Annotated in this window: 16 protein-coding genes and 1 tRNA gene; 10 read left to right on the forward strand and 7 right to left on the reverse strand. The window is 71.4% G+C overall.

The genetic code is table 11. The features are described from left to right. The first annotated feature begins 11 nt into the window (after positions 1–11). Genes AB0C33_RS10140 through AB0C33_RS10150 form a run of 3 tightly spaced genes read left to right on the forward strand, consistent with a single transcriptional unit; the run spans position 12 to position 2,736 of the window. Entirely contained in the window at positions 12–929 is a 918-nt protein-coding gene (locus AB0C33_RS10140) for a LysR family transcriptional regulator (RefSeq protein ID WP_358285605.1), read from the forward strand. Between the two features lie 29 nt (positions 930–958). Beyond that, the gene (locus AB0C33_RS10145; RefSeq protein ID WP_358285607.1) at positions 959–1,909 is read left to right on the forward strand and encodes a chorismate-binding protein; all 951 of its coding nucleotides are present in this window, start codon (positions 959–961) and stop codon (positions 1,907–1,909) included. Then, positions 1,906–2,736: an aminotransferase class IV gene (locus AB0C33_RS10150; protein WP_358285609.1), complete on the forward strand. Its 831-nt coding sequence runs from the start codon at positions 1,906–1,908 to the stop codon at positions 2,734–2,736. Before AB0C33_RS10145 ends, AB0C33_RS10150 begins: the two co-directional genes overlap by 4 nt. Positions 2,737–2,783: 47 nt before the next feature. On the opposite strand, the gene AB0C33_RS10155 is transcribed toward AB0C33_RS10150, so the two are convergent. After that, complete coding sequence (locus AB0C33_RS10155; protein WP_358285612.1) at positions 2,784–4,178, reverse strand: hypothetical protein; 1,395 nt, start codon at positions 4,176–4,178, stop codon at positions 2,784–2,786. Positions 4,179–4,260: 82 nt separating this feature from the next. On the opposite strand from AB0C33_RS10155, the gene AB0C33_RS10160 reads away from it, so the two are divergent. Continuing rightward, a complete protein-coding gene (locus AB0C33_RS10160; protein ID WP_358285614.1) occupies positions 4,261–4,881 on the forward strand; it encodes a DUF305 domain-containing protein in 621 nt (206 codons plus the stop codon). Between the two features lie 60 nt (positions 4,882–4,941). Here the strand turns inward: AB0C33_RS10160 and AB0C33_RS10165 are convergent, their stop codons facing one another. Further along, positions 4,942–5,358, reverse strand: a complete 417-nt coding sequence (locus tag AB0C33_RS10165; protein ID WP_020547189.1) for an SsgA family sporulation/cell division regulator — start codon at positions 5,356–5,358, stop codon at positions 4,942–4,944. A gap of 451 nt (positions 5,359–5,809) precedes the next feature. On the opposite strand from AB0C33_RS10165, the gene AB0C33_RS10170 reads away from it, so the two are divergent. Both AB0C33_RS10170 and AB0C33_RS10175 read left to right on the forward strand, forming a co-directional pair. Next, positions 5,810–5,881: transfer RNA gene (locus AB0C33_RS10170), tRNA-Val, on the forward strand. A gap of 2,018 nt (positions 5,882–7,899) precedes the next feature. Next, positions 7,900–9,024 carry a lipase gene (locus AB0C33_RS10175; RefSeq protein WP_358285617.1) on the forward strand — a complete coding sequence of 375 codons (1,125 nt, stop codon included), beginning with the start codon at positions 7,900–7,902 and terminating at the stop codon, positions 9,022–9,024. On the opposite strand, the gene AB0C33_RS10180 is transcribed toward AB0C33_RS10175, so the two are convergent. Further along, positions 8,989–9,705, reverse strand: coding sequence for a response regulator transcription factor (locus tag AB0C33_RS10180; protein ID WP_358285620.1), 717 nt, complete (start codon positions 9,703–9,705; stop codon positions 8,989–8,991). The genes AB0C33_RS10175 and AB0C33_RS10180 overlap by 36 nt on opposite strands. Next, on the reverse strand, positions 9,702–10,865 hold the full coding sequence (locus AB0C33_RS10185; RefSeq protein WP_358285622.1) for a histidine kinase: 1,164 nt from the start codon (positions 10,863–10,865) through the stop codon (positions 9,702–9,704). The genes AB0C33_RS10180 and AB0C33_RS10185 overlap by 4 nt, the downstream gene beginning before the upstream one ends. A 107-nt stretch (positions 10,866–10,972) precedes the next feature. Between AB0C33_RS10185 and AB0C33_RS10190 the strand changes: the two genes are divergently transcribed. Both AB0C33_RS10190 and AB0C33_RS10195 read left to right on the forward strand, forming a co-directional pair. Then, positions 10,973–11,728 (forward strand): hypothetical protein, encoded by a 756-nt coding sequence (locus tag AB0C33_RS10190; protein ID WP_358285624.1) that lies wholly within the window; start codon positions 10,973–10,975, stop codon positions 11,726–11,728. A 148-nt stretch (positions 11,729–11,876) separates the two neighbouring features. Continuing rightward, a complete protein-coding gene (locus tag AB0C33_RS10195) occupies positions 11,877–12,386 on the forward strand; it encodes a carbohydrate binding domain-containing protein (RefSeq protein ID WP_358285626.1) in 510 nt (169 codons plus the stop codon). A 69-nt stretch (positions 12,387–12,455) separates the two neighbouring features. On the opposite strand, the gene AB0C33_RS10200 is transcribed toward AB0C33_RS10195, so the two are convergent. Next, positions 12,456–13,418: an RNA polymerase sigma-70 factor gene (locus AB0C33_RS10200; protein WP_358285994.1), complete on the reverse strand. Its 963-nt coding sequence runs from the start codon at positions 13,416–13,418 to the stop codon at positions 12,456–12,458. Positions 13,419–13,542: 124 nt separating this feature from the next. Between AB0C33_RS10200 and AB0C33_RS10205 the strand changes: the two genes are divergently transcribed. Both AB0C33_RS10205 and AB0C33_RS10210 read left to right on the forward strand, forming a co-directional pair. Further along, positions 13,543–14,388 (forward strand): SDR family NAD(P)-dependent oxidoreductase, encoded by an 846-nt coding sequence (locus AB0C33_RS10205; RefSeq protein WP_358285628.1) that lies wholly within the window; start codon positions 13,543–13,545, stop codon positions 14,386–14,388. 139 nt (positions 14,389–14,527) lie between these two features. Further along, positions 14,528–15,721 (forward strand): alpha/beta hydrolase, encoded by a 1,194-nt coding sequence (locus tag AB0C33_RS10210; RefSeq protein ID WP_358285631.1) that lies wholly within the window; start codon positions 14,528–14,530, stop codon positions 15,719–15,721. Here AB0C33_RS10210 and AB0C33_RS10215 read toward each other — a convergent pair. Together AB0C33_RS10215 and AB0C33_RS10220 are read right to left on the reverse strand one after the other, a co-directional pair. Further along, positions 15,609–16,199, reverse strand: coding sequence for an SRPBCC domain-containing protein (locus tag AB0C33_RS10215; protein ID WP_358285634.1), 591 nt, complete (start codon positions 16,197–16,199; stop codon positions 15,609–15,611). The two genes, AB0C33_RS10210 and AB0C33_RS10215, sit on opposite strands and share 113 nt — an antisense overlap. 12 nt (positions 16,200–16,211) lie before the next feature. Further along, the gene (locus tag AB0C33_RS10220) at positions 16,212–17,006 is read right to left on the reverse strand and encodes a helix-turn-helix domain-containing protein (RefSeq protein WP_358285637.1); all 795 of its coding nucleotides are present in this window, start codon (positions 17,004–17,006) and stop codon (positions 16,212–16,214) included. Positions 17,007–17,093 lie beyond the last annotated feature (87 nt).

Below are 17,093 nucleotides of genomic sequence, written 5' to 3' on the forward strand. Positions count from 1 at the left end.
GCATGGCAGCCATGCATGAGACGAATGCCTTCGACCTCCAAGCCCTCCGCCTCTTCGACGAGGTGGCCAGGAGTGGTTCCTTCACCGCCGCCGCCGAGCTGCTCGGCTACACACAGTCGGCGGTCTCCCGGCGCATCGCCGCGCTGGAACGGGCCGGCGGCGGCCCCCTGTTCGAACGCCTGGCGCGCGGCGTGCGCCTGACCCCCGCCGGCACGGCCCTGCACCGGCACGCCGTCGCCGTGCTCGACCGGCTGGCCCGCGCCGGCGAGGAACTGGCCGCCATCCACGCCGGGCGCGGCGGCACGCTGCGCGTGGGCGCGTTCGCCACCGCCAACGTCGACCTCATGCCCTCCACGCTGAAGCGCTTCCTGGCCGCCCATCCCGGCGTCGAGCTGCGGATGACGGAGGCGCTGACCTCGCGGCTCGTGGAACGCCTGCACGCCGGGGCGCTCGACGTGGCCGTGATCAGCGACTACCCGGCCGGACTGCCCGCCGAGGACGCCCGGCTCGTCCGGCTCTGCCAGGACCGGCTGCTCGTCGCGCTGCCCGCCGGTCACCCGCTGGCCGCCGAGCCCGACGTGGACCTGCGCGACCTGGCCGAGGAGAGCTGGATCGAGGCCGCGCCGCGCGGGCAGCCGACGCCGCTGGTGGCCGCGTGCGCCGCCGCCGGGTTCACGCCGCGCGGCGGGCTGCGGGTGGCCGAATGGTCGGGCAAGTTCGGGTTCGTCGCCGCCGGGTTCGGCGTGACGCTGGTGCCCGAGCTGGCCGCGCGGGCGGTGCCGCCGAATCTGGTGCTCAAGCCGCTGCGCGAGGCCACCCCCGTCCGCACGGTGTACGCGGCCCTTCCCGAGGTTCCCCTGCCCTCCGCGCTGCAACTGGTCGAGATGCTGGGACAATGGGAGATGTGTACGACGGTTTCGCCCACTTAAACGGTCATCTCGCCACCGGACTCCGCGACGTGACGACCGACCTCGCCGCCCTCGACGGCGAGGGCTGGTGGGCCGTCGTCGTCGACTACGAGGGCACGGCGACCTGCGCCCGCTTCGACCGCGTGCGCCCGTCCGCGCTGCCCTCGCCCAGGAGCCCTTGGCACGGTCCACATCCGGGCCAGTGGCATACCTCGCTCGACCGGGCCGCCTACGAACGCGGCGTGCGCGCGATCCGCGACCACATCGAGCGAGGCGAGGTCTACCAGGCCAACCTCTGCCGCGTCCTGTCCGCACCCGTCCCGCCCGGCGCCGATCCGCTGGCGCTGGCCGCGCGGCTGGCCGAGGGCAACCCGGCCCCGTACGCCGCCGTCGTCGACGTGCCCGGGCTGAGCGTGGTGTCGGCCTCGCCGGAGCTCTACCTGTCGCGCGAGGGCGACGTCGTGGAGTCCGGCCCCATCAAGGGCACCGGCGTCACCGCCGCCGACCTGCTGGAGAAGGACTACGCCGAGAACGTCATGATCGTCGACCTGGTCCGCAACGACCTGGGCCGGGTCGCGGCGGTCGGCTCGGTCGAGGTGCCCTCCCTGTGCGCGGTCGAGGAGCATCCGGGTCTGGTCCACCTCGTCTCCACCGTGCGGGCCAGGCTCGCGCCAGGAGCGGGCTGGCCGGAGCTGTTCGCCGCCACTTTCCCGCCCGGGTCTGTCACGGGCGCGCCCAAGTCGTCCGCTCTGCGCATCATCAATGAGCTCGAACCGGTCCCCCGGGGGCCCTACTGTGGTGCCGTGGGCTGGGTCGACGCCGACCGGGGCAGGGCGGCGCTGGCCGTGGGCATCAGAACATTCTGGATCTCAGCAGGCGAGATCCGCTTCGGCACCGGCGCGGGCATCACGTGGGGCAGCGACCCCGCGCGTGAATGGTCCGAGACCGAGCTGAAGGCGTCCAGGCTCATCTCACTGGCATCCTCAGGAGGAAACGCATGAACATCCCTGTCTGGGTCAACGGGGAACTGATCGACCCCGCGCAGGCCACCGTGTCCGTGTTCGACCACGGGCTCATGGTCGGCGACGGCGTCTTCGAGACGATCAAGATCGTCGACGGCGAGTCGTTCGCGCTCACCCGGCACCTCGACCGGCTCACCCTCTCGGCCCAGCGCATGGACCTGCCCGAGCCCGACGTCGAGGCCATCGCCGAAGGCGTCGGCAAGCTGCTGGCGGCCGCCCCCGCCTGGTCGCTCGGCCGCATCCGCATCACCTACACCAGCGGTCCTGGCCCGCTCGGCTCCGACCGGGGCAACCAGGGAACCACCTCGATCGTCATCGTCGACGAGCAGAAGCCGTTCCCCGAGACCGCCGACGTGGCCGTCGTCCCCTGGCCGCGCAACGAGCGCGGCGCGCTGTCCGGCGTCAAGAGCACCTCCTACGGCGACAACGCCAAGGCCCTGCTGCACGCCAAGAACCAGGGCGCCGGGGAGGCGATCTTCGGCAACCTCGCGGGCGACCTGTGCGAGGGCACCGGCTCCAACATCTTCATCGTGCGCGACGGCCGCCTGATCACCCCCACGCTCGCCTCCGGCTGCCTGGCCGGCGTCACCCGCGCGCTGGTGCTCGAATGGTGCGGCGGCGAGGAGACCGACGTCCCGCTGCAGGCCCTGTACGAGGCCGAGGAGGCGTTCCTCACCTCCACCACCCGCGACATCCAGCCGATCAGGCTGGTCGACCGGACCGAGCTGCCCACCGCGCCCGGCCCGATCACCGCCAAGGCCATGCGGATCTTCGCCGAGCGCGCCGCCGCCGACCTCAACCCCTGACCCGCCCTCGACAGGGCCCCGCCTCCGGGGCCCTGTCCCTTCATCCGTCAGTACGACTTCTGCGTCTGGACGTTGAACTCGTCCATCTTCACCTGCTTGGCCGGATCGGTGACCGGGTCGTCGATGCGCAGCACGTCCAGGCCCTCGCGCATGTCGCTGGAGTAGATGTAGCCGTTGTAGTAGTAGGCCGACCACGAGCCGGCGATGCCGCCCTCCGGGTACGGACGCCGCTCGAAGAAGCCGATCTCCTTCGGGTTGGCCGAGTCGGTGAAGTCCCAGATCGACACCCCGCCCTGGTACCACGACTGGACCATGACGTCCTTGCCCTTCACCGGGATCAGCGAGCCGTTGTGGGCCACGCAGTTCTCGTCCTTCTCCTGGTCCCGCGGGATCTTGAAGTAGCCGCGGCGCTCCAGCTTGCCGTTCACCAGGTCGTACACGGCGTCGGCGCCCTTGGTGCGCGGCGTGCCGGCGTCGCAGGTGGCCTGGCTGCCGCCGCCCAGCTCGTCCCCGAAGACGACCTTCGTCGCGTCGTTGTTGAACGTCGCCGAGTGCCAGATCTGGAAGTTCTCGGTGTCGCGGATCTGCTGGATCACCCGTGGGTTGACCGGGTCGGAGATGTCGAGCAGCACGCCGTCGCCGAAGCAGGCCGCCGCGGCGAGCTTCTTCTCCGGGTAGGCGGTGATGTCGTGGCAGCCGGCGAACATCTCGGTGTTCTGCTGCTGGGGGAAGATGTTCGGCTGCGCCACGACCTTGGCGGACCTGGGGTCGTCGAGCGGGATCTCCACGATCTGGATGTTCTGGTGCGGCGCCGGGCACGTCCGCGAGTCCGGCTCCGGGCCGGGGGAGGAGACGTAGACGTAGAGCTTGTCGTCGGTGGGCACCATGGTGTGCGTGTGGGAGCCGCAGTCCGTGCGCACCGCGCCGACGTAGCGCGGGCTCTTCTTGTCGCTGACGTCGAAGAGGCGCAGGCCCTCCCAGTCGCGGGAGTTCTCGCCGGAGTCGCAGCCCTCGCCGTCGCGCGGCTCGTCGATCGACAGGATCAGCAGGTCGCCGTGCACGCTGACGTCGTTCTGCTGCGCCGGGCAGGACACCTGGCTCACCGTCTTCGGCTTGGCCGGGTCACTGATGTCGTAGATCGTGAAACCGGCGAAGTTCCCGACGAATACGTAATCGCCCTGAAAGGCCAGGTCGGTGTTGAAGTTGTCGTCCCCGGCGAACGGGCCGGAGCGCGGGACGTTCGCCACGTGCTTGACGTTAGCGCTGGTCAGCACCTCGCCCGTGCCTGAGGCCGTGCCGGACGCCGTGCCCGACGCCGTGCCGCTCTCCTGCGAGGAGGCCGGCCCCGGATCGCCGGCCGACGGCGGTTCCGCCGCGCACGCCGAGGCCAGCAACAACGCCGCGCACAACACCGCTCCGCGCAACTTGGCGAAGATCAACACGCGTCCCCTTTATCTCTCGTGGCTCACTATGGAAGTTATGCCAGCACGTTGGTGGCCGCGTACGATCTCCATCACAGTTGTGATGACATTTGCGCTTTCGGCCTGTTCTCAGCCGCCTGCCCCGGACATCCCGGTCGTCGGGACGGACGCTCCCGTCCTGGTGCCCGCCAGCCCCGGAGCCCCGGCCCGGACGGCGACCCCCGGGGAACGCGTCGGCCCGAGCCCGGCCCCCACCCTCGCCGCCGACGTGCGCTTCGCCGAGGCGATGATCCCGCACCACCGGCAGGCGCTGGAGATGACCTCCCTGGTCGAGGCCCGTACGACCACCCCGGTCATCCGCGCGCTCGCCCGCTCGATCACCGCCGCCCAGACCCCCGAGATCAGGTCCATGACCGTCTGGCTCGCCGAACTCGGCCGCCCCGCCCCCGCCGGCCATGACCACGGCGCGGCGGCCGGCTACGGCATGGCCACCGAACAGCAGCTGAACGCCCTGCGAGGGGCCAAGGGGGCCGCGTTCGACCAGCTGTTCCTGCGCCTGATGACCCGGCACCACCAGGGCGCGGTGAAGATGGCGGGGGAGGAGCTGGCCGGCGGCCGCGACTACCGCATGCGCCTGCTGGCCAGGGACGTCTACTCCGGCCAGAGCATCGAGATCGAACGCATGCGCCAGGCCGCGACCACGCTCCCGTCCCTCCCGTCCTGACGCCGCACATGCCGAGGCCCCGGCGTCGGGGTGGACGCCGGGGCCTCGGATGGCGATGGTTCAGGACGGCCAGAGCATGTTGGTGAGCTCGGCGTCCAGGTCCATGAAATCGGTCTCGCGCCCCGCGGGCACCTTCTCGTACGTCCGGTGGAGGAACTCCGTGAGGGGGGCGAGCGGCACTTCGAAGAGCGCCTGCCCGAACGGCGAGGTGAGGCTGATGTGCAGGGTGCGCTCGCCATCGGCGCGTGCGGGCCATACCTGCACGTCGCCGTCGCCGACCCGCCGCACGATGCCTACGGTCAGCAGTTCACGAGCAAAGATCCACTCGACCGGCTCGTCGTTCCCTACGTGGAAGGCCATGCGGATGGCATACGGATCGTCGGCTGTGTAGCTCAGTCCGGCGAGCAGGGGGACGGTAGTACGGTCGGGGACCACTAGCCGAAGGCCAAGCTCGGCGGAGACGGTGGTGCTGTTCATCGTCAGCCAAACCTTTTCGTCGTAGGTCCCCTCTTCGGGGCTTTCACTGCTCTGACGGACTTCGTCCTGAGCTATGACGCGGAACGAAGAAACCTGTAGGAAAGATTCCGCCTCAAGGGCCTTCTGTAACGCACATCACAGCTGGACATTTAGGCATCTACCTGGCTAAACGGCATCAATCGGGTCGTATTTGCGAGGGTTTTGCTGTTGTAGAGCCTGCCCCGACAGGCTCGACCAAGAACGTTTCTACCGAAAAGATCGCGATCGGTGTCTTCCGGGACACGTCGATGGTATGACACCGACCCACCACGCCGATGGGCAACCGCCGCCTTTCGCTCGAATCCCTCGCGCCAGGAGCTCCCGAAGATCGCCCCGCGACCGCTCCGTTTCGCCACCACCCCGAGAGTGCGGTATGGTTTTCCCCGTCAGCACCGCAAGGCGCCGACAGGGCGGGCGATTAGCTCAGCGGGAGAGCGCTTCGTTCACACCGAAGAGGTCACTGGTTCGATCCCAGTATCGCCCACTCGTAAGGTGCAGGTGGAGGGGTTTCGGAGATCATCCGAAGCCCCTTCTCTCATGTCTGGGGTCGACGGGAGCCAATCGGGGAGCCATCCCACTCGGATGCTCAACCCTCGGCTTCTCCCGCCTCCGCGGGGCCGACATCTCCACCCAGCCCTCCTCCATGTCCGCCGGGGAAGCATCCCCGCGTCCGCGGGGCCGACGACCCCCGACGCTGACATGGTGTACGTACGCCAGGAACATTCCCGCGTCAACGGGGCCGACCCTGTCGCGTACCAGATCTGCCCTCCGGAGGATTCGGGCCGGAACATCCCCGCGTCCCGCAGGGCCGACCACGCGATGGCTAAGCCGTACGCCAACATCGGGGGATAATCCCCGCGTCCGCGGGGCCGACAGTCGGCACTGCGCCTGGCCTACGAGCTGGTCAGGAACATCCCCGCGTCCGCGGGGCCGACGCTTCCGTGAGCCGGATGCCCGTGCACTACATGGGAACATCCCCGCGTCCGCGGGGCCGACCAGGTGAACCTCGCGAACAGCACGTCGGACGCCTTGCAGCGTCCGCGGGCCCGGCCGCTGCAAGGCGTCCTCCTGTAACCGGTCGGCCGGAACATCCCCGCGTCCGCGGGGTCGACGCGTGGTACGGGAGCGACCCCGACGGCGACGACGGAACATCCCCGCGTCCGCGGGACCGACTAGCTAGAGCGGGCCGATCCCCAGGAACGAGCCCGCCGGAACATCCCCGCGTCCGCGGGGCCGACCAACCGGCGGTCATGGCAGGTGCCGAAGAAACGGGAACATCCCCGCGTCCGCGGGGCCGACGCGTCGCCGAAGTCGCTCATCAGGGCGGCAAGCGGAACATCCCCGCGTCCGCGGGGCCGACCGGCCACGGAGGCTGCAGGTAAGTTCGGTGACGGGAACATCCCCGCGCGGGGATCGTCCGAACGTTCACGCCGCGTTCCTGGCGGTCGAGCAGTCGGCCCCGCACGCGGGGATCGTCCGATGAGCGTCAGCGGCCTGGCGGTGCTCGGCACGTCGGCCCCGCACGCGCGTGGATCGTCCGGGCGGCGGTGGCGAGGTCACCGACCTGGAGCCGTCGGCCCCGCACGCGCGGAGGTCGTCCCCACTGGAACTGTGTCACTCCTGGCGCCTACGGGTCGGCTCCGCAGGGCGGGGTCGTCCGTCTGAGCTTGGCAGGGAGTTCCTGAAGGAATGTCGGTCGGCGACGCAGTGCACATGGAGGGACCGGCCGAACGACGATATGTGTGAGAGAACGCCGATCGGTCCATCCCGCTGGCAGCCGAGAATCGTGCGGTTCCAGACCATCGATGGTGGGAGTGAACATAGGGACTATCTCCATAACGGAGAGGAGCCGCGGGAGCCAATTTGGGGAGCCATCGCCCTTCGATTCCAGCAGGCTTGCCACGTCTTCCTGGGACGTCCTGCCAGGTGAGAGGCGCCCCGATCGACTCACATCGACGTGTTCAGACTGGCCTGCGTTCCTTCACACGGAAGAGGTCGCTGGTTCGATTACGGGATCGCCCGCTCGTAAGGTGCAGGTGGAGGGGTTTTTTAGATCATCGAAACCCCTTCTCTCATTTTGAGGGGCCGATCCGGGAGCAGTCCCGCTTGGATCTCAATCGTCGGCTTCTCGCCGTGGATGGTGATCCGGCCTTGAGCTGCTGGGTGGCCGGGCCTGGCTCTGTTCGTGGAACCCGACGTCGAGGTGAGCGACGACGGGATCGTGCTCGGCTGCACTGTGCCCTGGAGAACCTTGACCGTCCGCTCACCGTCGAGGAGCCGGCCGTCCATGCCGGCACGACTGTCCGCGGTGTCCACCGCGACCTGCGGGCGGCGACGGGCGCGAGCGCCATGAAGTGGCTGCCGCACAGCCCCGCCCCGCCGGGAGCCGGCAGGGCGTCATCCCTGAAGACGAGCTTCGTCGGGCTCTACCCTCCTGGGTTGAGCCGGGAGTCCTTCGCACGTCAGAGGCGGCGGGCGTGCGCGGTTGGCAGCGTGAAGGGGGTGAAACGTGTACTCATCATCACCGTCCTGGCTCTCACGCTGGCCGGCTGCGGGTCCACCCCGCCGCAGCGCCTGATCGTCCCGAAGCCGACGGGCCCGCATCCGGTGGGCACCGTCTCGGTCCACCTGGTGGATCGGTCCCGCCCGGATCCCTGGAACGGCTCCGGCAGGAGGCGGGAGCTGATGGTCAGCCTGTGGTACCCGGCTCGGGACGCGCAGGCCCACCCGGTCGCCCCCTGGATGCCGAGGGCGGCGGCGGACCGGTACCTGAAGATGAACGACCTGGAGCCGGGCTCGGTGCTGCTGGACAGGACCGACGGCCACGAGGGCGCGCCCGCCGACACGAGCCTGGGCGAGCTGCCGGTCGTCCTGTACTCGCCGGGAGCCAACGCCTCGCGCGCGTACGGGACCGGCGTCGTCGAGGAGCTGGCCAGTCGGGGATACGCGGTGGTCACCGTCGATCACCCTTATGACGCGGCGGTGGTGGAGTTCCCCGGCGGCCGGGTGGAGACGGGGGCCGAGGTGACCGATTTCGCCAAGGCGGTCGACGTCCGGGTGGCCGACGTGCGTTTCGTCCTGGACAGCCTGCCTGCCCTGGAGGAGAAGGTGCCCGGCCGTGCCGGGAAGCCGGTCTTCGACCTCGCGCGGATCGGGATGTTCGGGCATTCGCTCGGCGGCGCGGCCACCTCCTCCGCCATGTACGCCGACCCGCGGATCAAGGCCGGGCTCGGCCTGGACGGCGCCGTCTTCAGCAAGGTGGCGAAGTCCGGCCTCGACCGGCCGTACATGGTCGTCGACACCGACGGGAAGGGCGGCATGGCCACCAATCCGACACTGCGTGCCTTCTGGGACAGGTTGCGGGGATGGCGGCTCAACGTGACGCTCAAGGGGGCGGCGCACAACTCCTTCGGCGACGACGTCCTGCTCATCCCCATGTCGGCCGGGCCGCTGGGGCTGCGGAAGGAGCAGTTGGAGGAGGTCGTCGGCACGATCTCGGCCGAGCGGGCGCTGGCCTTCCAGCGCGCCTACCCGCTGGCCTTCTTCGAGCAGACGTTGCGCGGCCGTCCGCAGGCGTTGCTGCGGGGCCCGTCAGCCGCCTTCCCCGAGGTCTCCTACCGCCGCTGACGGCACCCGCCCGCCGGCCGTGACCACGCCGCCCTCGTAGGCGGCGATGACGAGCTGCGCCCGGTCGTGCGCGGCGAGCTTGGCCAGCAGGCTGCGGACATGGGTCTTGACCGTCGCCTCCCCGATGCCGAGCCGCTCGGCGATCCGCGGGTTGGTCAGCCCCCGGGCCACCAGCACCAGCACCTCCCGCTCCCGTCCGGACACCTGGGCCAGCCCCGCCGCCAGCCGGGCCGGGATCGCGGCGGGCTCGCGCCGGGCGAACTCCGCGATCAGCCGCGTGGTCACCGACGGGGCCAGCAGCGCCTGCCCCTCCCCGACGATGCGCAGCGCCTCCAGCAGGTCGCCGGGGCCGGTGTCCTTGAGCAGGAATCCGCTGGCTCCGGCGCGCAACGCCCCGTAGACGTACTCGTCGAGATCGAACGTGGTCAGCATCAGCACCCGTGTCCCGGCGGTCGCCGGGTCGGCCCGGATCAGCTCGGTGGCCCTGATCCCGTCGAGGCCGGGCATGCGGACGTCCATGAGCACCAGGTCGGGTCGCAGGTCGCGGGCCAGTTCCACGGCCTGCTGCCCGGTGCCGGCCTCGCCGGCGGTGGTCAGGCCGGGGGCGGTGTCGATCAGCCTGCGCAGGCCCGCGCGCAGCAACGCCTGGTCGTCGGCCACCAGTACCGTGAACGTGCTCACCTGTCGTCCTCCCCGGACCCGGACCCGGACCCGCTCGGCAAGGGCAGTCTCGCGCGGACGGCGAAGCCGCCGCCGGGCTCCGGCCCGGCCGAGAACGTCCCGCCGTGCAGGGTCACCCGCTCTTCCAGCCCGGCCAGCCCGTGTCCTCCCGTACGCGGCGCACCCCCGCGGCCGTCGTCGACGATCTCGACCACCACTTCGCGCCGCGCCCGGGTGACGACGGTCACCCGGCACCGGGCCGGGCCGGCGTGTCTGAGCACGTTCGTCAGCGACTCCTGCACGAGGCGATGGACGACCAGGGCCGCCTCGCCGCCGAGCGCGAGGCCGGGCTCGACGTCGAGCTCCACCCGCACGTCACCGCCCGGGATCGCCGCGACCAGCTCGCGCAGCGTGTCCATCATGCGCGGCGCGCCGTCGTCCCGATCTTCCGGGAGGTCGCGGAGCAGGCCCAGAAGGCGGCGCAAGTCCGTGAGCGCCTTCCGGCTGGTCTGCTCGATGATCGACAACGCCTCCCCGGCCTCCTCGGGGTGCGTGGCGGCGACGTGGTTGGCGATGCCGGCCCGCATGGAGATCAGGCCCATGCTGTGGGCGACGACGTCGTGCACCTCACGAGCCACCCGCAGCCGTTCCGCCGTCGCCGCGGCCTGCGCCGACCGTGCGACGGCCTGCGCGGCGTACGCGCGCTGCTCCCGTACGGCGAGCCCGATCGTCCACGCCAGAGCGAGCAGCAGCCAGGCGAATCCGCACGCCGAGGCCGCCTCCGTCCAGGAGGGGGCGCCGATCGCGGCGCCGGCGGCGGTCACCGTCAGCGCGGCCACCAGCGCCGTCACCGCCGTCCGGCGCGCCTGCAGCAGCGCCACCGCGTGCAGGGCGACGGCCAAGGGCACGAACGCCTCCTGCCACCCGGCGAACGGCGCGATCACCGCCGCCAGCAGGACCGCCGCGCACACCGGCACGGGCCACCGGCGCCGCACCGCCGTCGGCAGGCAGGCCAGCGCGATCACCGGCACGGCCACGAAGGGCGGCACCCCCGCGGACCCGGGCGCCAGCACCGCCGGCACCGAGAACCCGGCGGTCAGGGCGACGGCCGCGAACACGTCGAGGGCGACCCAGTGTCCCGGCCGCAGCCTGCGCGCGATCAAGGGACGCCGTTCGGCCATGCGCCCACCCTAGACGGGCCGGCCACGGCGGCGGGCGTGATGTGGATCATGAAGCTGGCGCCGCTCCTCGGTGGATGGTGTTCCGCTGCGGGATCTAGGGTGCGGGCATGTCGTACGTGCTCCACGGTGTCGTCGGTGAGTTCGACCGTCTCCGCTCCCTGTCGGGAGAAGTGCCACGGGCTGTGGTGGCGCCTCTCGGGCAACGCCTGGGGTTGCTGCCGGTGACCGACGAGATCTTCGGCGAGCCGGCCGGCGCGCGGCAGGAGAGCGGGCCGTTCACGCTCATGTCCCCGGGGCTCGCCGGAAGGCTGAAGGACTGGTCCCGCGGCGGCCATGTCGCTTACGTGGAAGCGGACTTCTGGGGTGGCAGCGGCAGCCAGGCCGCCGCCCTGTGGGAGAACGGCCGTCGCAGCTGGGGGCCCGAGCACGCCTCGATCCAGGCCGGACCGCCGCGCGACGACTGGCCGATCAACGCCGTGCTCGCGCGCCTCGGAGCGGTCAGAGCAGGTGCGGCGGACCTGTTCGACGCGGTCGGCCTCGGGCGGGAACGCGACATGGAAGGGTGGCGCCGGGCGGCCCTGGACGCCCCCGGTTACGACGCGTGGGAGGCCGCATGCCGCGCCAGGGAGGAGGCCGACGCCCGTGCCGCCGCCGAACGTGACAGGTACGCCAGGCGTGACGACGTCCCCGTCGTGCTCGACGGCAGGACGGTGATGCGGCTGCTCGGCCTCCCGCCCTCCCCGATGGTGGGGGCCGCGATCCGGCATCTCCAGGAGGTACACCTGGAACGCGGTCCCCTCACCCGGGACGAGGCCGCCATCGAGCTTCGCCGCTGGGCCCGGAGCTTCCGCAGCACCCGATGATGCACGCTGCGCCCGGCGGTACTGACGTGCTGGTGGCGTCTGCCCGAGCGCCAGGCCGAGACGGCCGCTCGCGGCGATTTGGCCCATCCAAATGACCGGGAGTTGGCTCTAGGTTGACGCTGATGTCGCCCCCCTAAGATCCACGATCATGAATTCTTTTCCGATGCGTCTCATCGCCGCGGGCGCCTTCGTGGCGATGGCCGCGGCGGCCACACCCGCGTACGCCGCCGCGCCCGCCGGCGACGCCGTGGTGAACGGCTCGCTGGACAACGGGGTCAAGGGCTGGTGGGCGTCCAAGAACACGCCGATCAAGGTGACGGGCGGGCGCCTGTGCGCCCAGGTCCCCGCAGGCGGTGACAACGTGCGGGCCTCGATGGTCGGGCAGAGCGGCATCGCCGTGGAGGCCGGGAAGACGTACCGGCTGAGCTTCAAGGCGTCGGCGACGCGGCCGGTGAAGATCAGGTCGGTGGTCCAGGACAGCGGCTCGAAGCCCGCCGCGATCGTGGACGGCTACCCCGAGGTGGGCACCGGGTCCAGGACCTACTCCTACCAGAACACCGCCAAGACCTCGGACCAGGAGGCCCACGTGTTGTTCCAGGTGGGCGGTGCGGACGCGCCGTACACGCTGTGCCTGGACGACATCCTGCTCATCGACTAGAACGCCGGCGCAGCGGTCCGGCCGTCCTGGCGCGAGCCCGGCGGACCGCTGCGCCGGTGGGGCCGCCGGTCACCGAGGCTCGTCCAGCACGCCGGTGACCGGCACACCGCCCTGCGCCGCCGCGCGTGCCCGCTGCTTCTTCTCGCGGATGACCGCGTGGGCGTCGGCGACGGGGCCGAGGTGCCGGAGCTTGTCGGGGTTGACGATCGAGCGGATGGTCTGGATGCGTCCGTCCAGGATGTCGAGCGTCCAGATGCTGACAATCCGGCCGTCGCGGTCGCGGATGATCGCGCCCGGCTGGCCGTTCACCTCGTGCGCCTCCAGCACCGCGCCGATCCGGGCGAACGGCGCGACGGCGGCGGACAACACGCGCGCCACCTTCGCGAGGCCCAGGACGGGCAGCGTGCCGCCGATCTTGCCGCCGCCGTCGTTGACCAGCCGGACGTCGGCGGCCAGCAGTTCCCGCAGCCCTTCGACGTCCCCCTCCCTGAGCGCGCCGAAGAACCGCCCGGCAAGCCGGTCCCGGGACCGGCGATCGGCCTGGAAGCGGGGGCGGCCCGCGTCCATGTGGCGGCGCGCCTGCACCGCGAGCTGGCGGCAGGCCGCCTCCGACCGCTCCACGGCGGAGGCGATCTCCCGGTGGCTGAAGGCGAACACCTCGCGCAGCACGAAGACCGCGCGCTCCAGCGGGCTCAGCCGCTCCAGCAGGATCAGCGCCGCCATCGACACCGAGTCGGCCAGCTCCGCCGACCGCTCCGGGTCCTGGTAGGGGTCGGTCAGCAGCGGTTCGGGGAACCACGGCCCGACGTAGGCCTCGCGCCGGACGCGGGCCGAGCGCAGCACGTCGATCGAGATCCGGGTCACCGTCGCCGACAGGAAGGCCTTGGGCGAGTCGGGCTGGGATGCGGCGCCCTCGTAGCGCAGCCAGGTCTCCTGGACGGCGTCCTCGGCTTCGCTCACACTGCCCAGGATCCGGTAGGCGATCGCGAACAGCAGCGGCCGTAGCTCCTGGAACTCCTCGGTGCGGGTCACGCCGACCATTGGTACCACCATGGCTGGACAAAGGCGACAAAGTGTCGCAGGTCACACTCGCCCGAGCTCACATCCGTGCGGGGCTGTCTCGTCCAGGGGGTGTAACAGCTGAAAGGAGCGCAGCATGCAGAAGGTCTGGTTCGTCACCGGCTCGTCCCGCGGCCTGGGCCGCAACTTCGTGGCGGCCGCCCTGTCGCGCGGTGACCGCGTCGCCGCCACCGCCCGGAGCACCGCGAGCCTGAAGGAGCTGGTCGACGTCCACGGCGACGCGGTGCTCCCGCTGGAGATGGACGTGACCGACAGAGCCGCGGTCTTCGAGAGCGTGCGGCGAGCGAAGGAGCACTTCGGCCGGCTCGACGTCATCGTGAACAACGCCGGTTACGCCCAGGTCGGCGCGGTCGAGGAGCTGACCGAGCAGGACCTGCGCGACCAGCTGGAGACGAACCTGTTCGGCGCGGTGTGGGTGGTCCAGGCCGCGCTGCCGTACCTGCGCGAGCAGCGCTCGGGGCACATCATCCAGCTGTCCTCGGCCGCCGGGGTCATCGCCATGCCGCTCGGCGGCGCCTACCACGCCTCCAAGTGGGCCCTGGAGGGGCTGAACGAGGCGCTCGCCGGCGAGGTCGCCGAGTTCGGCGTCAAGGTGACCATCGTCGAGCCCGGCGGCTTCGCCACCCGGAACGGCAACAACCCCGACCCGCTCGCCAACGGCCACATGGCCACGACCGACCCGGCCTACGACGGTCTCCGCCAGCGCCTCGGTGCGATGGCGGGGAAGATGCCCGCGGGGGACCCGGCCGCCGCCGCGCAGGCGCTCCTGAAGCTCGTCGACTCCGCCAACCCGCCCATGCGGGTGCTGTTCGGCAAGGGCTTCCACCCGCTGATCCAGCAGGCCTACGCCGACCGGCTCCAGACCTGGGCCGACTGGCAGGACCTGTCGATCGAGGCGCACGGCCCGCTCCGAGCCGGCTGACCGGCCTGCTCGGTCCTGACCCCTGACAAGAACATCGGTCCTGACAAGAACATCGGTCTTGACCCCTGACAAAAGTAAGGGTCCGAGCCTGTCTTTCGGGCATGTGGGGGGTGGTGGCGTCATTTCTACAGTTCTGTGCATGATCAGAACTCGCCGTAACCCCGCCCCCCTCCTCCTCGCCCTGACCCTGGCCCTCCCGGCGGCGGCCGCGGCGGCGGCGCCCGCCGCTGCCGCCTCCACCGCGGGCACCTCCGACGTGCGCGTCGCGATCCCGCACCCCACCGGCCAGTACGAAGTGGGTCGCGACACCCTGCATCTCGTCGACGCCGACCGCCGCGACCCGTGGATGCCGGAAGCCGCACGCGAGCTGATGGTCTCGGTGTACTTCCCGGCGCGCACCGGCGGGAGCGCCGCGCCGTACATGACCGTCGACGAGGCCCGGCTGCTCCTCAAGGGGCAGCGGCTCGACGCCGTCTTCAAGCCCGGGCAACTCGCCGACGTCAGCACCAACGCGCACCTGAACGCCCGTCCCGTCGGCGGCCGGCACCCCTTGGTGGTGCTCTCCCCCGGGTTCACCCTCAACCGGGCCACCCTGACCACGCTCGCCGAGGACCTCGCCTCCAAGGGGTACGTCGTCGCCCTCGTCGATCACGCCTACGAGTCGTTCGGCACGACCTTCCCCGGCGGGCGTACCCTGACCTGCGTCGCGTGCGAGACGGTGGAGAGCGCCCCCTCCGACGAGGCGGAGAAGGAGCTGATGGCCAAGGCCGCGGTCAACCGGGCGGCCGACCTGTCCTTCGTGATCGACCGGCTGACCCGTCCCGCACGGTCCGCGCCCGCCTGGCGGCACTGGCAGATGATCGACCCGCGCCGGATCGGCGCCGCGGGCCACTCGCTCGGCGGCAACGCCGCGGCCGGTGTCATGGCCGCCGACCGGCGGGTCCGCGCCGGGGTGAACCTGGACGGCTCGTTCTTCGCCCCGGTCGCGGTCTCCGGCCTCGGCGGGCGGCCGTTCCTCATGCTCGGCACCAAGGTCCAGCACTCACCCGGCGCCGCCGACACCACCTGGACCCGGGACTGGCCCCGCCTGGACGGCTGGAAGCGCTGGCTCACCGTGGCCGACTCCGGCCACTTCACCTTCATCGACCTGCCCATCCTGGGCGCCCAGGTGGGGATCGTCGACCCTGCCGCGCCCCTGTCGGGCAAGCGGTCAGGGGAGATCACCACGTCGTACGTCGGCGCCTTCTTCGGCCGGCACCTCCGCGGCGAGCAGCAGCCCCTGCTGGACGGCCCGTCCGCCGCCAACCCGGAAGTGGCCTTCCAGAACCCCTGAGGACCGGGCCGGCCGCCTGTGCTCGCCGGCGCGCCCTGTCCGCGGGGCTGCCGAGCGGGCTTCCGCCCCCGGCCTCCAGGTGGTCGCGCAGACTCGTCATGTAGTGCCGCCAGCTGCGGCTGCACATGCCGAAGCACTCCAGGTCCCGGCTCAGGCCCCGGTGGTGGAAGACGAGCTCGGACGTGTCGCCGTCGACCGGGGTGACGGTGAAGGTGGGCCTCGTGCCGATCCAGTCGGGCAGGAAGGGGCAGTCGACGACGGTCCAGCGCACCGACGTCGGCCGGGTCGCCTCCTCGACGTGGATCACGAGGGGCTCGGGGGCGTTCATGAGGAACCGGAGCTCGCCGCCGGTCGTGCCGGACCCGGTCGCCGGGTTCCACCATGCCGCGAGCCCCGTGACGGTGGTGAGCGCGTCGAAGAGGGCGTCGGGAGAGGCTTTCACCCGCATGGTCGTCCGGTAGTCCGCAGTGCTCGTCATGGCCCGGTCCTTTCAGTGGTCGGAGTCCGATGCCGCTGCGGCGATGGGTTCGAGCTCCGCGGCCAGCTCGTCGAGCTCGTCCGGGCTGAGCACGTCGTACGCCGGCGCGGCCAGTTCGTCGGTGAGCGCCTCGATCCGCTGCTTGGTCTCGCGGCCGGCGTCGGTGAACCCGCCGGCGGCGTCCACGAGGCCGCGGTCGCGCAGCCCGTCGACCACGGCGGTCAGCCGGGCCTTGGGCAGGTGGTGGATCCGGCCGAACTCCTCCGCCCGCATGCCGAGGGAGACGGCCATGAGGACGTGGGCCTCGGTGCCGCCGATGCCGTGGGCGACAAGGGCGGCGTTGTGGCCGTCCCCGCGGTGCTCCCGCAGCAGCGTCGCCGCGTGCCAGAGCCTGGCGACCGGCTCCTCGGGCACGTCGAGCGCCCGCAGCCCGGCGTACAGGGGCCGGCCCTCGGTCGGCGCGCTGAGCGCCGCCCGGGTGGCGAGGTCGGCGGCCCGCGCCAGACCGGGCGAGCCGGCGAGCTCTCCGATCAGCTGCCGCAGGGCGGCGGTGCTGCCCTGTTCGCGCACGGTGATCGCCTCCTGCGGGGTGATCTTTCCCCACACCCAGGGGATGTGGCGGGCCACCTCGCCGTCGGCGAAGTTGTAGAAGACCGCGTGGACCACCTCGTCCGGTGCCAGGCCCAGCGGGGCGGCGCGGCCGGCGAAGTAGCCGTCCCAGTAGTTGCGCATGCCGACGGCCAGGAACGCCTCGTTCGCCACCTCGGAGAAGGTGGCGGTGGCGATCGGCTCGATGAGCTCGGACATGCGGTGGATCCTGGCCTGCGGGTGGTGCTGCATCGGTCGGCGTCTCCCTCGGTCGTGCTGGTCGTGACAGCCCCTCGTGGCGACTGT

Origin of the sequence: Nonomuraea sp. NPDC048881, from assembly GCF_040649795.1 — a bacterium.
Taxonomy (GTDB): Bacteria; Actinomycetota; Actinomycetes; order Streptosporangiales; family Streptosporangiaceae; genus Nonomuraea.

What these genes read in the sequence shown, in the direction of transcription:
- AB0C33_RS10205 (WP_358285628.1), top strand. Translation starts at nt 13,543, where the DNA reads ATGCAGAAGGTCTGGTTCGTCACCGGCTCGTCCCGCGGCCTGGGCCGC.
- AB0C33_RS10140 (WP_358285605.1), top strand. Translation starts at nt 12, where the DNA reads ATGCATGAGACGAATGCCTTCGACCTCCAAGCCCTCCGCCTCTTCGAC.
- AB0C33_RS10185 (WP_358285622.1), bottom strand. Translation starts at nt 10,865, where the DNA reads ATGGCCGAACGGCGTCCCTTGATCGCGCGCAGGCTGCGGCCGGGACAC.
- AB0C33_RS10215 (WP_358285634.1), bottom strand. Translation starts at nt 16,199, where the DNA reads ATGACGAGCACTGCGGACTACCGGACGACCATGCGGGTGAAAGCCTCT.
- AB0C33_RS10220 (WP_358285637.1), bottom strand. Translation starts at nt 17,006, where the DNA reads ATGTCCGAGCTCATCGAGCCGATCGCCACCGCCACCTTCTCCGAGGTG.
- AB0C33_RS10190 (WP_358285624.1), top strand. Translation starts at nt 10,973, where the DNA reads ATGTCGTACGTGCTCCACGGTGTCGTCGGTGAGTTCGACCGTCTCCGC.
- AB0C33_RS10165 (WP_020547189.1), bottom strand. Translation starts at nt 5,358, where the DNA reads ATGAACAGCACCACCGTCTCCGCCGAGCTTGGCCTTCGGCTAGTGGTC.
- AB0C33_RS10150 (WP_358285609.1), top strand. Translation starts at nt 1,906, where the DNA reads ATGAACATCCCTGTCTGGGTCAACGGGGAACTGATCGACCCCGCGCAG.
- AB0C33_RS10210 (WP_358285631.1), top strand. Translation starts at nt 14,528, where the DNA reads ATGATCAGAACTCGCCGTAACCCCGCCCCCCTCCTCCTCGCCCTGACC.
- AB0C33_RS10160 (WP_358285614.1), top strand. Translation starts at nt 4,261, where the DNA reads ATGACATTTGCGCTTTCGGCCTGTTCTCAGCCGCCTGCCCCGGACATC.
- AB0C33_RS10195 (WP_358285626.1), top strand. Translation starts at nt 11,877, where the DNA reads ATGAATTCTTTTCCGATGCGTCTCATCGCCGCGGGCGCCTTCGTGGCG.